The organism is Fulvivirga lutea (assembly GCF_017068455.1).
GTDB classification, from domain to species: Bacteria; Bacteroidota; Bacteroidia; order Cytophagales; family Cyclobacteriaceae; genus Fulvivirga; species Fulvivirga lutea.
The window spans coordinates 1,154,767-1,170,709 of the sequence record NZ_CP070608.1; the positions used below are offsets into that span (position 1 = coordinate 1,154,767).

13 protein-coding genes are annotated in these 15,943 nt (G+C 39.1%); 10 read left to right on the forward strand and 3 right to left on the reverse strand.

Translation table 11 applies throughout. From position 1 onward, the window contains the following. Positions 1-6: 6 nt before the first annotated feature. Positions 7-972: a KpsF/GutQ family sugar-phosphate isomerase gene (locus JR347_RS05315; protein WP_205723014.1), complete on the reverse strand. Its 966-nt coding sequence runs from the start codon at positions 970-972 to the stop codon at positions 7-9. A 76-nt stretch (positions 973-1,048) separates the two neighbouring features. On the opposite strand from JR347_RS05315, the gene recQ reads away from it, so the two are divergent. The 10 genes from recQ (at position 1,049) to JR347_RS05365 (ending at position 13,438) form a co-directional block, all read left to right on the forward strand. Then, entirely contained in the window at positions 1,049-3,232 is a 2,184-nt protein-coding gene (gene recQ / locus JR347_RS05320; protein ID WP_205723015.1) for a DNA helicase RecQ, read from the forward strand. Positions 3,233-3,309: 77 nt separating this feature from the next. Beyond that, complete coding sequence (gene purD / locus JR347_RS05325; RefSeq protein ID WP_205723016.1) at positions 3,310-4,599, forward strand: phosphoribosylamine--glycine ligase; 1,290 nt, start codon at positions 3,310-3,312, stop codon at positions 4,597-4,599. A gap of 46 nt (positions 4,600-4,645) precedes the next feature. Beyond that, a complete protein-coding gene (locus JR347_RS05330) occupies positions 4,646-5,812 on the forward strand; it encodes a PSP1 domain-containing protein (protein WP_205723017.1) in 1,167 nt (388 codons plus the stop codon). Continuing rightward, the gene (locus tag JR347_RS05335) at positions 5,809-6,282 is read left to right on the forward strand and encodes a gliding motility lipoprotein GldH (protein WP_205723018.1); all 474 of its coding nucleotides are present in this window, start codon (positions 5,809-5,811) and stop codon (positions 6,280-6,282) included. Before JR347_RS05330 ends, JR347_RS05335 begins: the two co-directional genes overlap by 4 nt. Before the next feature lie 12 nt (positions 6,283-6,294). After that, positions 6,295-7,635 (forward strand): Trk system potassium transporter TrkA, encoded by a 1,341-nt coding sequence (gene trkA / locus JR347_RS05340; protein ID WP_205723019.1) that lies wholly within the window; start codon positions 6,295-6,297, stop codon positions 7,633-7,635. A 33-nt stretch (positions 7,636-7,668) separates the two neighbouring features. Beyond that, positions 7,669-9,123: a TrkH family potassium uptake protein gene (locus JR347_RS05345; protein ID WP_205723020.1), complete on the forward strand. Its 1,455-nt coding sequence runs from the start codon at positions 7,669-7,671 to the stop codon at positions 9,121-9,123. Positions 9,124-9,304: 181 nt separating this feature from the next. After that, a complete protein-coding gene (locus JR347_RS05350; RefSeq protein ID WP_205723021.1) occupies positions 9,305-10,225 on the forward strand; it encodes an ATP-binding cassette domain-containing protein in 921 nt (306 codons plus the stop codon). Between the two features lie 36 nt (positions 10,226-10,261). Then, a complete protein-coding gene (locus tag JR347_RS05355) occupies positions 10,262-10,987 on the forward strand; it encodes an ABC transporter permease subunit (protein ID WP_205723022.1) in 726 nt (241 codons plus the stop codon). A 2-nt stretch (positions 10,988-10,989) separates the two neighbouring features. Then, entirely contained in the window at positions 10,990-12,510 is a 1,521-nt protein-coding gene (locus tag JR347_RS05360; protein ID WP_205723023.1) for a GldG family protein, read from the forward strand. Beyond that, the gene (locus JR347_RS05365; protein WP_205723024.1) at positions 12,503-13,438 is read left to right on the forward strand and encodes a DUF4340 domain-containing protein; all 936 of its coding nucleotides are present in this window, start codon (positions 12,503-12,505) and stop codon (positions 13,436-13,438) included. Before JR347_RS05360 ends, JR347_RS05365 begins: the two co-directional genes overlap by 8 nt. Positions 13,439-13,595: 157 nt before the next feature. Here the strand turns inward: JR347_RS05365 and JR347_RS05370 are convergent, their stop codons facing one another. Both JR347_RS05370 and JR347_RS05375 read right to left on the reverse strand, forming a co-directional pair. Beyond that, complete coding sequence (locus JR347_RS05370) at positions 13,596-14,789, reverse strand: serine hydrolase domain-containing protein (RefSeq protein WP_205723025.1); 1,194 nt, start codon at positions 14,787-14,789, stop codon at positions 13,596-13,598. Positions 14,790-14,800: 11 nt separating this feature from the next. Beyond that, on the reverse strand, positions 14,801-15,613 hold the full coding sequence (locus JR347_RS05375) for a helix-turn-helix domain-containing protein (protein WP_205723026.1): 813 nt from the start codon (positions 15,611-15,613) through the stop codon (positions 14,801-14,803). Positions 15,614-15,943: the final 330 nt, after the last annotated feature.

Genomic DNA, 15,943 nt, shown 5'->3' on the forward strand with positions numbered 1-15,943 from the left:
TGGTTATCAAATGATACCTTCTTTTAATAGGTCGTGAAGGTGAACAAAGCCGGCTACTTTATTGCCATCCATTACAATTACCTGACTAATGTTATTTTGCTGCATCACATTTAGTGCCTTTACCGCAAAGTCTCCCTTTTCAACTTGCTTTGGATTCACGGACATTATCTGTTCAGCTACCACTTTATCTAAATCAATGCCTTTTTCTATACCTCGCCTTAGATCGCCATCAGTTACAATACCTATTAACTCATCATTTTTTAGCACGGCAGTTGCTCCTAATCGCTTAGAAGAAATTTCAAGAATAGTTTCTTTAAATCCTGCATCGTGTTGTACAATAGGCACCTCATTATGCGAAATAATATCATCTACTTTTAAATAAAGCTGCTTACCTAAAGCTCCACCCGGATGATACTTAGCAAAATCTTCACTTGTAAAACTTTTAAGCTCCATTAAGCAAACAGCCAATGCATCGCCCATGGCCATGTGGGCCGTAGTGCTTGTTGTTGGAGCTAAACTATTGGGGCAAGCTTCATCGGCTATGGTGGCATTTAATACATAGTCGGCTTGCTGGCCTAAATAAGAATCAACATTACTAACCAGCCCAACAAGTTTGCAATTGGTACGCTTGATTAACGGAACCAAAACTTTTATTTCAGGTGTATTTCCGCTTTTAGAGATGCATATAACAATGTCATTATCCTGGATCATTCCTAAATCACCATGAATGGCATCGGCTGCATGCATAAAGAGTGAAGGAGTTCCGGTAGAATTTAATGTAGCCACAATTTTACTTGCCACAATCGCACTCTTGCCTATTCCTGTAATAACCACTCTGCCTTTCGAATTATAGATTGCCTCTACGCATTCTTCAAATTGATCGTCAATATAATTGGCTATATTGTTTAATGCCTCAGACTCATTTATGAGTACTCTTTTGGCGATATTCTGGATATTTTTTGCTAACTTCAATGTCCTTTAAGATTAGTAATCAGGGCGCGTCAAAGATAGTAAATCGAATCGAAATGGCACTTTAAAATTGACCTGGATGCTCGCAGAACAGACCGATATATTACGTGGAAAATTAAAAGAGGTTTTTGGCTACAGCCAATTCCGTGGAAATCAAGAGGGTATCATCAGACATATCCTGGAGGGGAAGAATACGTTCGTGATTATGCCGACAGGTGCCGGTAAGTCATTGTGTTATCAATTACCTTCTTTAGTGGCAGATGGTTTGGCGGTGGTTATATCTCCACTCATCGCATTAATGAAGAATCAGGTAGATCAGATGAATGCCTTTGGTATTAATGCACAATACCTGAATTCTACGCTAACCAAAACTGAAATTAACAGGGTTAAGAAAGAGTGCTTGAATGGTGAAATTCAATTACTTTATGTGGCCCCAGAATCATTAACAAAACCTGATAATGTAGATTTTCTTAAGAAAGTAGACATAGCCTTTGTAGCTGTTGATGAAGCTCACTGTATTTCAGAATGGGGGCATGATTTCCGACCTGAATACAGAAGGATAAAAGAAATTATTGCGCAGATAGGCCAACTTCCTATCATAGCCCTAACTGCTACTGCTACGCCCAAAGTGCAGCTCGATATTCAGAAAAATTTGAATATGGAGAATGCCAGTGTGTTTAAGTCATCATTTAACCGGACTAATCTGTTCTACGATGTTCGACAAAAGAAACATGCCAAAAAACAGGTAATTGAGTTTCTTAAAAAGAATAAAGGTAAGTGTGGTATTGTCTATTGCCTGAGCAGAAAGAAGGTGGAAGAAATTGCTGAGCTACTTAGTGTGAACGGCTTTAATGCAGTGCCATATCACGCAGGGCTGGAGCCAGCTGTTCGTGAAAAAAATCAGGATGATTTTCTGAATGAGAATGTTGATATCGTTGTAGCGACCATCGCATTTGGTATGGGTATTGATAAGCCCGATGTTCGATTTGTTATTCACTATGATGTTCCGAAATCCCTTGAAGGGTACTATCAGGAAACGGGCAGGGCAGGTAGAGATGGCTTGGAAGGCCACTGTTTAATGCTCTATAGTCATAACGATATTAATAAACTGGAAAAGTTTAATAAAGACAAGCCTGTGCAGGAGCGTGAAAACTCAAGGGTTCTGCTTCAGGAAATGTCGTTTTACGCTGAATCACCAGTGTGCAGAAGAAAACAGTTGTTACATTACTTTGGAGAGGAATTTACTGTAGACAATTGTGGTGGTTGTGATAATTGCGTAACCCCTAAAGATAAATTTGAAGGACAGGAATATGTCTCATTGGTGCTTCAAGCTGTACAGCAGACGGGCGAGCGATTTGGATTGAATCACATTGCTCATGTGTTGCGAGGCATCAGCAATGCCCATACCCAATCTTATGATCATGATAAACTCGATATTTTCGGTAAAGGTGATGAGGAAGGTGAGGATTTCTGGAAGACAGTAATTCGTCAAACACTGATTTACGAATACCTGGAAAAGGATATTGAGAATATTGGCGTACTAAAGCTATCTGAGAAAGGGAAGAAGTTTCTAAAAAGCCCTGAGTCTGTAATGTTGGCAAAAGACCATGAATATACGGTTGGTGAGGAAGAAGAGGAGGCAGAAAGAGTGCCTGTCAATGCAAAGGCTTATGATGAAGAACTTTTCACTCTTTTAAAAGCACTACGAAAGAAAGAAGGCGATAAAAAGGGTTTACAGCCATGGATAATTTTTCAGGATCCTTCATTGGAGGAGATGGCAACCACATACCCTACTACTGAGGAAGAACTTTCCCAGATTAATGGGGTAGGTATGGGTAAGGTCAAGAAATTTGGGCAGCCATTCCTGGAGTTGATCAAAGAATATGTGGATGAGAATGAAATTACCACAGCTTCCAATGTGGTGGTTAAGTCATCTGTAAATAAATCCAAGCTTAAAATATTCATTATTCAGCAGATAGATAGGAAAGTAGATCTAGATGAAATTGCTGAATCAAAAGGCATTTCATTCGAAAGTTTGCTGGATGAAATTGAAAACATTTGTTATTCGGGCACAAAACTCAATCTTGATTATTATATCGATGATATCCTTGATCAGGATAAGCAGGAGGATATTTTTGAGTATTTCCTAAATGCTGATACAGATAGCATTGAAGATGCCTTGGATGACGAAGATAACGATGACTATTCAGAGGAAGAACTTCGACTTATGCGTATCAAATTCATGTCTGAATACGCCAACTAGAATATTATCCTCTTGCCAATTATCTCCTTAAATACAATTGTATAACTTTGCCTCTTTCTGAAAAAGCATATTATTAGATGAACATATTAGTATTAGGAAGTGGCGGCCGTGAACATACATTGGCCTGGAAAATTTCACAAAGTTTTAACTGCACTCAGGTGTTTGTGGCCCCTGGCAATGCAGGCACTGACTTAATAGCCGAGAATGTAGATATACAGGTAAATGATTTTGAAGCAATTGGCCTGTTTGCTGTAGAAAATGAGATAGATCTTATTGTTGTTGGGCCGGAAGACCCTCTAGTAAACGGTATCAGAGATTACTTTGAGGCAAGCGAAGCCCTAAAGAAAATTAAAATTGTTGGACCGGGTAAAAAAGGTGCACAATTAGAAGGGAGTAAAGATTTTAGTAAATCTTTTATGCAGAAATATGGCATACCAACCGCTGAAGCAAAAACCTTTACAGCAGATACCTTAGAAGAAGGCTTTGTGTACTTAGACAATTGCACGATGCCCATAGTGTTAAAAGCAGACGGTTTAGCAGCAGGTAAGGGTGTTGTTATTGCAGAAACGAAAGAGGAAGCGAAAGAGACTTTAAGGGCTATGCTAGTGGATAAGCAGTTTGGTGAAGCAAGTTCTAAAGTGCTTATCGAGCAGTTTCTTGATGGTATTGAATTATCAGTCTTCGTACTTACTGATGGGAAGGATTATATAGTGCTACCGGAGGCTAAGGATTATAAACGTATTGGAGAAGGCGATACTGGACCAAACACAGGTGGAATGGGAGCTGTATCACCAGTGAAGTTTGCTGATGAATCTTTCATGAAAAAGGTAGAAGATACAATTATTAAACCTACCGTTGATGGACTGGCGAAAGAAAAGATAGATTACAAAGGCTTTATATTTATTGGTTTGATGAATGTGGCCGGCAACCCTTATGTGATAGAATATAACGTTAGAATGGGTGATCCTGAAACGCAGGCCGTAATACCAAGAATACAAAGTGATATAGTGGATATGCTGGATGCTGCGGCAACCGGTCAATTACACGATTACAACCTTGAGATCGGAGATTTTACTGTAGCAGGTGTGGTGTTGGTTTCTGGTGGTTATCCAGGCAGTTATGAAAAAGGAAAATCAATCCAGGGATTAGCGGATGTCACAGAAACATTAGTGATTCATGCTGGCACAAAACAGGAAGATTACGAAGTATTAACAAATGGTGGAAGAGTGCTTACCGTTTTAGGAAGAGGCTCTGATCTTGAGGAAGCCCTGAAATCGGCTTATACTGCTGTCAAATCAATATCCTGGGATGGCATGTATTACAGAAAAGATATCGGGAAAGATATTTTATCAGCACGGATAGTTTAAAATTTTGAATTATTTATCTTTATTGACGGACTAAAATTGATGAACGATGGGATGCGGTACGTGTAGTTCAGGAAGTAAAGTCTCTGGTTGTAACAATAATGGTGGTTGTCAAACTGGAGGGTGCAATAAAATGAACGTTTTTGACTGGCTATCTAATATGGATATGCCGGTTGTAGATAAATTTAATGTGGTAGAAGTACGTTTCAAAGGCGGCCACAAGGAGTACTTCAAAAATTCCGACAACCTTGATCTAACAACAGGAGACGCAGTGGTAGTAGATGTCCCTAATGGGCATCATATTGGCCACGTTTCTCTACAAGGTGAGTTAGTACGTCTTCAGATGCAAAAGAAGAAGATTAAGAATGACGATGAGATCAAGAAGATTTATCGCATTGCTCATCAAAAAGACCTTGAAAAATATGAGGAGGTAAAAAACAGAGAGATGCCTACTCTCTATAGAGCACGCCAAATTATTGATGATCTTAAGCTTGAAATGAAACTTTCGGATGTGGAGTATCAGGCAGATAATTCTAAGGCAACATTCTATTACTCAGCGGATGATAGAGTTGATTTTAGAGAATTAATAAAACTACTGGCTGGCGAGTTTAAGATACGAGTAGAAATGCGCCAGATAAGCCTAAGACAAGAAGCAGGAAGGCTAGGCGGTATTGGCTCATGTGGCAGAGAGTTATGCTGTTCTACCTGGCTTACCGATTTTAAGAGTGTCAGTACCAGCGCAGCCAGGTATCAAAATTTATCATTGAATCCGAGTAAACTTTCAGGTCAGTGCGGCAGGTTGAAGTGTTGCCTCAATTATGAATTGGACACCTACATGCAGGCATTAGAAGATATTCCAAAAATTGATCGGCCATTACAAACAGAAAAGGGTATAGCCAAACTTCAGAAAACTGATATTTTTAGAAAAATTATGTGGTTTGGTTATGACGATGAAAACACCTGGCACCCGATCAATATCAAAAGAGTTAATGAGATTCTTAAACTGAATAAGGCCGGCAAAAAACCTGCCTCCCTGTTAGAAGATGATGAAGCCGGCAAAGAGGAGGTAAACCTGAATAGTGATTTGGAAAGAATGGATAATAAATTCAAGACTAAATCTAAAAATAAGGGTAAGAAGAGGAACAAGCGAAGAAAGAATAGAAACCAAGGCCCAAATCAAAATCAAAACCAAAATAAGCCCAAACGTTCTGAATGAAGTATTTCTATCTATTAGTAATTCTAGCAGTTTTCTCGGCTTGCGATGAGAACAGGGTATTTGAGCAAAATGCCGATCTTGACAATAAAATATGGATGGCAGATTCTACATTAAATTTCCAGTTTAATGTACCCAAATTGGATGAGGAGTATAACCTCTACTTTAATATTAGAAATACAGTAGCGTATCCTTATGAAAATATTTACATTACTTACTCTTTAAGCGATACGTTGAACAACCAGCTTAAAAAAGAGTTAGTAAATTATAATCTATTCGATCCTAAAACTGGAGAGCCTTATGGCGATGGTTTGGGTGATGTTTTCGATCATCAATTGATACTATTAGAAAATTTTAAATTTGAGCAACCTGGCCCATACAAATTTCAATTACAGCAGTATATGCGAATGGATTCTCTGCCTGAAATTATCTCAGCAGGAATACGGGTTGAGAAGGTTGTATTGCCTAAATAGTTATTCTGAACTATGAAAATAATAATAGCCGGAGCTGGAGATGTAGGATTTCACTTGGCAAAACTTTTAGCCCATGAAGGTCAGGATATCGTGCTCATCGATAGAGATCCGTACAGGCTTAAACAGGCGTCCAGCAGTTTGGATGTTGGTATTATTAAAGGGAATTCCACTTCTTACTCCATACTTGAAGAAGCCGATGTATCTACTGCAGACCTACTAATTGCCGTAACTTCTTCAGAAGAAACGAATCTTGCTACATGTATAATAGGCAAACATTTAGGGGCAAAGAAAACGGTTTCCCGAATCCAAAATGTGGAATACCTGCTGAGCAAGGAGAAATTGGATCTGAAGGATTTAGGCATTGACGAAATTATTTCCCCAGAGTCATTAGCCGCCAAAGAAATTAAAAGACTACTAAAAGAAGTAGCGATTACAGATACCTTCGATTTTGATGAGGGTAGGCTCTCATTAGTGGGTGTTCATATTGATGAAACCAGCGCCTTAAATGGTAAAACACTAATTGAGATGGCGCATTTAAACCCATCTCAAAATTTTATTACTGTTGCCATTTTACGTGATAATCAGACCATAATTCCACATGGTGATAACAGATTTGCAGTGGGAGACCATGCGTACTTTATTGCACAGCCCGATGGTGTGGAAAGTGTACTGAAATTATCAGGAAAGAAGAAACAGGATATTAAAAATGTGATGATCCTTGGTGGTAGTAAAGTAGGATTTCATGCCGCCAAAAGCCTGAGCAGAAAATTTAACGTGAAGCTTATTGAAAGCGATAAAGAGAAATGCTTTGAGCTAGCCGATCAGTTGAAGAATGTAATGGTAATAAATGGTGATGGTAGAGATGTGGAGTTACTGGAGGAGGAAAGCATTAGCGAAATGGATGCTTTTATTGCCGTAACCGGTAATTCTGAAACAAACATTATTTCATGTTTGGTGGCTAAGAACCACAATGTAAAGAAAACCATCTCCCTGGTTGAGAATATCGATTATATCCACTTATCGCAGAACATTGGTGTAGATACCATGATCAACAAAAAGTTGATTGCCGCTAATTTTATATTTCGATATATAAGAGAGGGCGATATTATTTCACTTACCAGTATTCATGGTGTGGACGCTGAGGTTTTGGAGTTTATTGTAAAGGCCGGATCAAAGATTACAGAAAGAGAAATTAAGAATCTGGAATTTCCTAAAGGAGCCATTATTGGCGGTGTAGTGCGTAATGGCGTTGGTTACACAACGATGGGTAACTTCCAGTTTAGACCTAAAGACAGGGCTGTGGTTTTATGCAGACCTGGATGCATTAAAACTGTAGAAGAATTTTTTAAGTAAAATAAGTACCTTTCGGAGTCATCCGAAGATAGAATGAGGTTCAACTACAAATTAATCACAAGTTTTACAGGAATGCTCCTGGTTATCAATGGTGTATTTATGCTATTGTGCCTGCCGTTCTCGATATACTATGATGAACCCATTTATTCTCTTGGACTGTCTGGCCTTATAACAGCCGTATTTGGCAGTACCATATGGTATCTTACACGAAATAACGAAAGTCGCGAGTTAAAAAAGAAAGATGGCTACCTGATAGTGGTATTAGGCTGGTTGTCTATGTCTGTATTCGGGTCCTTACCTTATTTGATATCTGGTTCTATTCCTGATTTCACCAATGCCTTTTTTGAGACCATATCGGGTTATACTACCACTGGTGCTTCAATTCTAACAGATATTGAGGCTGTTGATAAGGGAATTTTATTTTGGCGAAGCCTAACCCAATGGATAGGTGGTATGGGAATTATCGTTCTGGTGGTGGCGATTCTTCCAATATTAGGTATTGGTGGTATGCAGTTGTTTATTGCTGAAGCCCCGGGCATCAGTCCGGATAAAATGAAGCCCAGGATTAAAGATGTTGCCAAGAGACTGTGGTTTATTTATTTGGGCTTAACTCTATCTGAAATGGTGCTGCTTATGTTTGGAGGCATGTCATTCTATGATGCCATTAATCACTCACTCACGACCATGGCTACTGGTGGGTTCTCTACCAAAAACGCCAGTATAGCCTATTATGATTCAGCGTATATTCAGTATGTGATCATTCTTTTCATGTTTCTGGCGGGTACCAACTTTACTATTACTTACTATGGCTTTAAAGGCAAATTCACAAAAGTTTGGTCGAATGAAGAGTTCAGAAATTACTTTACCATTGTCATTGCTCTTTCCGTATGTATTGCCTTTTTTGTATTTTCAGATCAATGGGAAGGCTTTGAGAAATCGTTTAGAGATTCTTTGTTTCAGGTAGTTTCTATTGTTACAACCACTGGTTATGTAACAGCGGATTATACTGCCTGGGCACCCTTTCTTACCGTTATATTTTTCTTATTGATGTTTTTAGGAGCTTCGGCCGGTTCTACTGCAGGTGGAATAAAGGTGATCAGACATACCCTATTGTTTAAGAATAGCTTTTTGGAAATGAAGCGACAATTGCATCCTTCAGCTGTAATACCTGTTCGATTAAATGGTAAGGCAGTAAACAGAGACATTACCTACAATGTACTAGCCTTCGTTATGATTTACCTACTCATTTTTGGGTCAGGAGTTTTTTTAATTTCCTTTACGGGAGTAGATTTTAATACTGCATTGGGAGCAGTAGCTACCAGTTTAGGCAACATTGGTCCGGGATTAGGTTCAGTAGGGCCGGTGTACAATTTTGCTCATATCTCAGATTTTGGTAAATGGCTTCTTTCCTTTCTTATGCTATTAGGTAGGTTGGAACTATTCACTGTACTGATGCTTTTTAACCCGAGCTTCTGGAAGAAGTATTAAAACTGGTTAAAAAAACCAATCTGACTTTACAGATTTTTTTTCAATTCCTTATAATTGCACCTGATTTTTTAGTCCATGCTGGGCTACCCAAACAAAGCGATGCTTTGATCTGCCTTTAGGGTGAATTATAAAAAGTATAATTCGGGTAAAATCAAGGTCATATTGGTTAAAATTCTGTTTTATGGATATTAAGATTGAAAGTTTGACAAAGACCTACGGACCGCAAAAGGCGGTAGATGAAATTTCATTTGAGGTTAAAACAGGTGAAATCCTAGGCTTTCTTGGACCAAACGGTGCAGGAAAAACAACCACCATGAAAATGATTACCAATTACATTGCCATAGATCGTGGTGATGTGTCCATCGGTGGGAATTCCATTAAAAATCAAGGCGATAAATTAAGAAGGCACATTGGCTATTTGCCGGAGCATAATCCGCTTTACCATGATATGCCGGTGATCGATTATCTTGAATTTTCAGCAGCGCTACAAGGAGTGCCTAACCACCTTGTACCTGCGAGAGTAAAAGAGATGGTGAAACTCTGCGGGCTAAACGCTGAAAAACACAAGAAAATTGGTGAGCTATCAAAAGGATACAGGCAACGTGTGGGGCTTGCGCAGGCTATGATTCATGACCCAGAAATACTTATTCTTGATGAGCCTACAACAGGTCTGGATCCTAACCAGATTGTAGAAATCAGAAAGTTGATCAAAGAAATCGGTAAAGAGAAGACTGTCATTCTTTCTACCCACATCCTTTCCGAAGTGGAGGCCACTTGTGATAGAATTCTGATTATCAATAAAGGAAGAATAGTTGCAGATGGAACAGCCGAAACTCTGAGAAAACAAGCCAAAGGTCAGGAGCTACTAACCACTAAAATAGAAGATGGCTCTGCTGAGGAAATTGAAAAGGCCATTCGTGAATTGCCTTCAGTTGCGTCAGTAGAAATTAAAGGTGACGGCAGATTTGAGATTCAGAGTAAGCCTGAAATGAGCACAGCCAGAGATGTATTCTCTCTATGTGTGAAAAATAAGTGGGTGATCACTGAAATGACGCCATCAGTAACTAAGCTGGAAGATGTCTTTAGAGACTTAACAGCCTAATCAAATTATTTATAGATAAATCAAAAATTGATAACAATGAGATCGATTTGGATTATAGCGAAACGAGAATTACAATCATTTTTTGATTCGCTGATAGCCTATATCATGTTGATATTGTTTTTAGGCTTTAGCGGATTTTTTACCTGGATTTACGGAGCAGATGTATTTCTGGTGGGCCAGGCAAGCCTACAGAGTTTCTTTGACATTGCTTTCTGGACACTATTCTTCTTTATTCCGGCCATTACCATGCGTATGTTGGCTGAAGAAAAGAAAACAGGTACCATCGAGTTATTACTTACCAAAGCAGTAACGGATAGAGAAGTGGTAATAGGTAAATTCCTTGCATGCTTCCTATTGGTAGCCATTGCTATTGCATTTACCCTACCTTACTACATCACCTTAGCGAATATCGGTAATGTAGATTATGGTGCTGTTTGGTGTGGGTACTTAGGCTTACTGTTAATGAGTGCTGCATACGTGAGCATCGGGCTATTTACGAGCAGCATCACCAACAACCAAATTGTTGCATTCTTGCTAGCACTTTTTATTGGGCTGTTTTTCCATATCATTTTTAATGTGTTGGCTTCTAACCTGACAGGTTTTATGGGACAATTATTCCATACTTTAAGCCTTTCAGTACACTTTGAATCGCTATCAAGAGGCGTAATCGACACAAAGGATGTCGTGTATTTCTTAACCATAGTAGCGTTAGGAATCATACTGGCAGAATCGAATTTGGCAAAAAGAAACTTATCTAATTGATCATGAAGACTAGAAAAGCATACTACTCATCAGTTTTGTTGATCATCGGAATTTTAATACTGATCAATATACTATCCACGGACTTTTTCGTTCGATTGGACTTAACAGAAAATAATAGATATACATTAAGTAAGGCAACTGAAGATATAGTTGAAAATCTTACTGAACCAGTAACAGTAAAAGCCTATTTTTCTGAGAATCTACCACCGAATGTAGCTCAAACTCGACAAGACTTTAAAGACTTGTTGGTGGAATATGCCAACCTTTCGGATGGTAATTTGGTGTATGAGTTCATTAACCCAAATGAAGACCCTCAGCTAGAGCAGGAGGCAGGTCAGGCTGGCATTAGTCCGGTTATGATTAACGTGCGTGAGAAGGATCAGGTGAAGCAACAGAAGGCTTTCTTAGGGGCTGTGATTGAAATGGGCACTCAAAAAGATGTGATTCCATTTATGCAGCCGGGTGAGGCTATGGAATATGCGCTAACAACCAGCATTAAAAAACTTTCTGTTGTAGATAAACCAACTGTTGGTTTAATTCAAGGGCATGGCGAACCTACTGTGCAAGACATGGCACAGGCGGCACAAGCTTTAACTGTGTTGTACAATTTTGAAAATGTAACCCTCACTGATTCTACCGAAATTCCGGCCAAGTATAAAGCACTTGCTTTAGTAGCGCCAAAAGATACCATACCGCCAATGCATTTGGCTAAGTTGGATGCATACCTGGCCAAAGGAGGTAAGTTATTGGTGGCATTGAATAAGGTAGAGGGCGACTTGCAGAATGCAACAGGTAATCTTGTGAATGTGGGTATTGATGACTGGTTATCAGGTAAAGGTGTTATCGTTGAAAATAAATTCTTAACTGATGCCAATTGTGCGGCAGTTACTGTTAGGCAGCAGCAAGGAAACTTCTCTTTTCAATCTCGCGTGCAGTTTCCTTACTTACCAATTTTAACCAACTTTTCTGATCACCCGATTACGAAAGGGTTAGAGCAGGTGATTTTGCCTTTTGCTAGTCCGTTGACCTTTTCAGGGGATACTACAGTGAATTACACGCCCTTGGCTTATTCATCGAATAAATCGGGTACTTCTACTGCGCCTACATACTTTAACATTCAGCAAAAATGGACTGAAGAAGATTTTCCATTGGGTGAGCAGACCGTAGCAGCTGCCATTGAGGGCAACCTTGCAGGAAATACCATGAGCAAAATGGTGGTAATAGGTGATGGAGATTTCGCTATCAATAATAAAGGTGGCGGCCAGCCTCAACCTGTGCAAGAGGATAATGTGAGTTTGTTTGTAAACGGTATCGATTGGCTTTCTGATGATACTGGTTTAATTGACTTGAGAACAAAAGGTGTGTCTTCCAGACCTATCGACCAATTGGAAGATGGAATGAAAGCAACACTTAAGTGGGTGAACTTTGGAGCACCTATAGTACTAGCCATATTATACGGGTTATTTAGGTCTCAACGCAGAAGATTACAACGCATTAAAAGAATGGAGGTGAGCTATGAGTAAGAACAAAATACTTTTAATTGTTTTCGGGGTATTGTTAGCTATATATTTTGGAAACAAATTTCTAGGGAGTAATAACGATAGAAATTTTAGAGATGTATTGGTAGAACTTGACACTGCTTCAGTGAATAAGGTGGTGATTGAAGCCAGAGCTAACAGCCATCAACCTGTTGAGTTTATAAAAGAAGGGGGCAAATGGTCTGTTTCAAATGGAGCCAAAAAAGACGATGCAGATAAAAATAGTGTAAAGTCAATCATTAACTCGCTGATTAAGCTGGAACCACAGCGGTTGGTTTCTAATTCAGAGGATAAATGGGCACAGTATGAAGTAAATGATTCGTTGGGAACAAAAGTGAAAATGTATGCAGGGGATAAGGAATTGGCGAATTTAGTGGTTGGTAAATTTAACTTCAACCAGCAGGCCAGAACGGCAGCTACATTTGTGCGATTAGCCGATGAAGAAGAAGTGTATACAGTAGATGGCTTTCTCGCTTCCACGTACAACCAGGAGTTTAACAGCTTTAGAGATAAAACATTTGTAAAAACTACTCCAGAAAACTTAACCTCTTTGAAATTTGATTATGCTGGTGATAGCAGTTTTGTATTAAATAAAGTTTCAGACGCTACGACTGGCTCAGTATGGCAGGTGAATGGAGTGGAGGCTGACTCTGCGTCAGTTCAGAAATATCTGAATGGATTAAGAAGGCTGAACCAAAGTGACTTCGCGGATGACTTCACACCATCGGAAGGTGCTGCTTACACCTTAACTATTGATGGTAATAACATGAATAGTATCGTTGTTAAAGGCTTTATGCGCGATGATGAAGTGATTTTAAACTCTTCATTAAACTCAGATGCCTACTTCAAAAAAGGGAGCCTGAACGTGTTTGAGAAGTTGTTTGTTTCTTCTCAGTCTTTCACATCAAATTAGTAATAATTCCCCTCCCGGGAGGGGTTAGGGGTGGGTTTCTAAATTAATACTTATTGTCATGTTGAGCTTGTCGAAACATGAGGTACGTAAAGCCACATTTCGACAGGCTCAATGTGACAAACTAATTTTAAACGTCATTTCGCAAATGACTTTGTAATTACTTAATCTGATTTACAAACGCCCCAATAATCGGCTTAGCCAAGTCAAACAAAGGAAAGTCTTGAACTGATCTATTCATGATAATGGCCACTGTCAGCTGATAATCCGGAACTAAAAGAAGTAACGCAGTAGAACCCACTGCCGTGCCGCCATGATGAATAACTGTTACTTTGTCTGGGATATCATCAAACTCAAATTCACTTTTTCGCCAACCTAAAGCATAATTTTGTTCATTTATTTCGCCATTGTTAAGAGCTATAGGAGTAGTAATAATTTCAAATGTTTCTCGGCTAATAAAGCCTTCATTTAACAATGAAAGGCCCATTTTTACTAAATCAGTAGGCGTTGAAATTATGCCTCCCCCTGCCCATTTATTACTGTTGTCCACTTCAAATGATTTTTTATATTCACCTTCCCTAACTTCATAAAACTCCGCACGGTTGGTAAAAATGGAATCGTTGAAATCAAATGTGGTTTGATGCATTTCCAGTGGTTCAAAAACTTCGTTTTTCATTAGTTCATAAAAGCTTACATCAGCTGCTTTTTCCAAAACAGCACTTAATAAGGTGAAGTTGTAACTACTATAGCTAAAATCAGTGCCGGGTTCAAAAAGTAAAGGGTCTTGCACAAACAATTCCAAACTCTCATCTACTGAAGCATATGCATCGTTGCTGTAATATTCAAAAATGGGGATGCATAAACAGACATCATAATTCCGAATGCCTGATGTATGGCTCGCCAGCTGCTTGATCGTAACATTGTTATACTTATAATCAGGTAAGTATTTTGTTACCTTATCTTCGATGTTCAAGGCTCCTGCATCCATTAACTTAGCCAGCGCAACACTCGTAACGGCCTTTGAAACGCTACCAATTCTAAAACTAGTCTGAGTGTTAGCAGCTATTTCTTGATCAATATCGGCATATCCTCTGACTTCTGACCATACAATATTATCACCGACTCCAACTGCAACAGATAGGGCAGGAATGCCCATGGCGCTAAATATATCCACTTCAGATTTACTGAATTTAATGGCATCAAAATAACTACTATCGAGAGCTTCGACAGAAGCATGTTTAAATGTATTGGGTAACGTATTCCAACCCCAGTTGTAGGCAGCTGCCGGTTCAAACAGAAAATAACTTGCCAAGCACAATTCTGCAATTGTGAAATAAACTACGTATTTCTTCATCTCTGTTTAGCTTAATTCACAGAAAGCTGTTCTGACATTTTATAGAGTATCACTACTTCTATAATTACAGCCGGGATGAGTAAAAGAAGCGCCAGAAAAGACCCAACCACCGTGAGAAAGAATACCGCAATGATCAATTCAAAGATACCGGCAACAATGGCTATTCCTCCTGCTGCAGGCCTTAATCGAATAAAGCCTACTCCTAAAATAATACCCAAAGCACCAAAAGTGACTGCCGCAGTGGATTGTATGATGATGTAATGAGTTTCATCAAAAGGGGCTATCACATGGTAAATATCAAAAGCGATTAAGATAATATAACATGCTACCATTAGATAACTGCTGATTTTTAGAAGGTAATTATCGAACAACTTACCCAATGCTACAAAACCTCGCATAAAGAAAAAGTAACTCGCTAATACACCCAGTTTGGTTGCAGCTACAAAAATTTGTTGAGAAATACTCATGTAGTCGTTAGTGAGGAGGTAGCTTGCAGCTGCTTCCACAATGCCTAAAGCGAAATAAATGAGCCCTGCTATCCAGGCTGGTTGTAAAATTGATTTGGTCTGATTTTCAGTGAGCTGACTGACAAAAAGCATCTGCCAAAAACCGGCTTTATCATCTTGTCCAAAAGTCTGCTTGAAATCCTGACCGAGTGCCTCAACGATAATTCGTAAAGTAGATGGGCGTGGGGTTACTTCACCAGCTTCAATTCGTTGTAGCGTACGAACATTTACATTACACTTTTCCACCAACTCATCTTGCGTGAGATTTTGTTCTTTTCGTAAGTCGGCAATTTTTTTACCTAGTTCGGGTTGTTTCATTTTTGTTTTTTCGAACAAGATTATCGGCTTGTCAAATTAAGAACAAAAATTTGAAATACAACTCACCCGACATTTACCCGACATTTGGGTTTTATGGGTATTATAGGGGGCTAAACACTAATTAGAACGTCATTTCGTAACGAAGTGGAGAAATCTTTGACATCCAGTTTGAGTGATTGACTTGCTCTATGGCAAAGATTTCTCCGTTATCACTGCGAAATGACCTTAGCAAAATCAATTAATAAAAAAACCCTGACCCAGCATAGCTGGCGTCAGGGTTAATTCAAACTAAACTAGCAATTAAAATAGCCTTCTCTGCCGAAGCCTTGG

What these genes read in the sequence shown, in the direction of transcription:
- JR347_RS05360 (WP_205723023.1), top strand. Translation starts at nt 10,990, where the DNA reads ATGAAGACTAGAAAAGCATACTACTCATCAGTTTTGTTGATCATCGGA.
- JR347_RS05330 (WP_205723017.1), top strand. Translation starts at nt 4,646, where the DNA reads ATGGGATGCGGTACGTGTAGTTCAGGAAGTAAAGTCTCTGGTTGTAAC.
- JR347_RS05370 (WP_205723025.1), bottom strand. Translation starts at nt 14,789, where the DNA reads ATGAAGAAATACGTAGTTTATTTCACAATTGCAGAATTGTGCTTGGCA.
- JR347_RS05375 (WP_205723026.1), bottom strand. Translation starts at nt 15,613, where the DNA reads ATGAAACAACCCGAACTAGGTAAAAAAATTGCCGACTTACGAAAAGAA.
- JR347_RS05335 (WP_205723018.1), top strand. Translation starts at nt 5,809, where the DNA reads ATGAAGTATTTCTATCTATTAGTAATTCTAGCAGTTTTCTCGGCTTGC.
- JR347_RS05350 (WP_205723021.1), top strand. Translation starts at nt 9,305, where the DNA reads ATGGATATTAAGATTGAAAGTTTGACAAAGACCTACGGACCGCAAAAG.
- recQ (WP_205723015.1), top strand. Translation starts at nt 1,049, where the DNA reads ATGCTCGCAGAACAGACCGATATATTACGTGGAAAATTAAAAGAGGTT.
- trkA (WP_205723019.1), top strand. Translation starts at nt 6,295, where the DNA reads ATGAAAATAATAATAGCCGGAGCTGGAGATGTAGGATTTCACTTGGCA.
- JR347_RS05345 (WP_205723020.1), top strand. Translation starts at nt 7,669, where the DNA reads ATGAGGTTCAACTACAAATTAATCACAAGTTTTACAGGAATGCTCCTG.
- purD (WP_205723016.1), top strand. Translation starts at nt 3,310, where the DNA reads ATGAACATATTAGTATTAGGAAGTGGCGGCCGTGAACATACATTGGCC.
- JR347_RS05365 (WP_205723024.1), top strand. Translation starts at nt 12,503, where the DNA reads ATGAGTAAGAACAAAATACTTTTAATTGTTTTCGGGGTATTGTTAGCT.
- JR347_RS05355 (WP_205723022.1), top strand. Translation starts at nt 10,262, where the DNA reads ATGAGATCGATTTGGATTATAGCGAAACGAGAATTACAATCATTTTTT.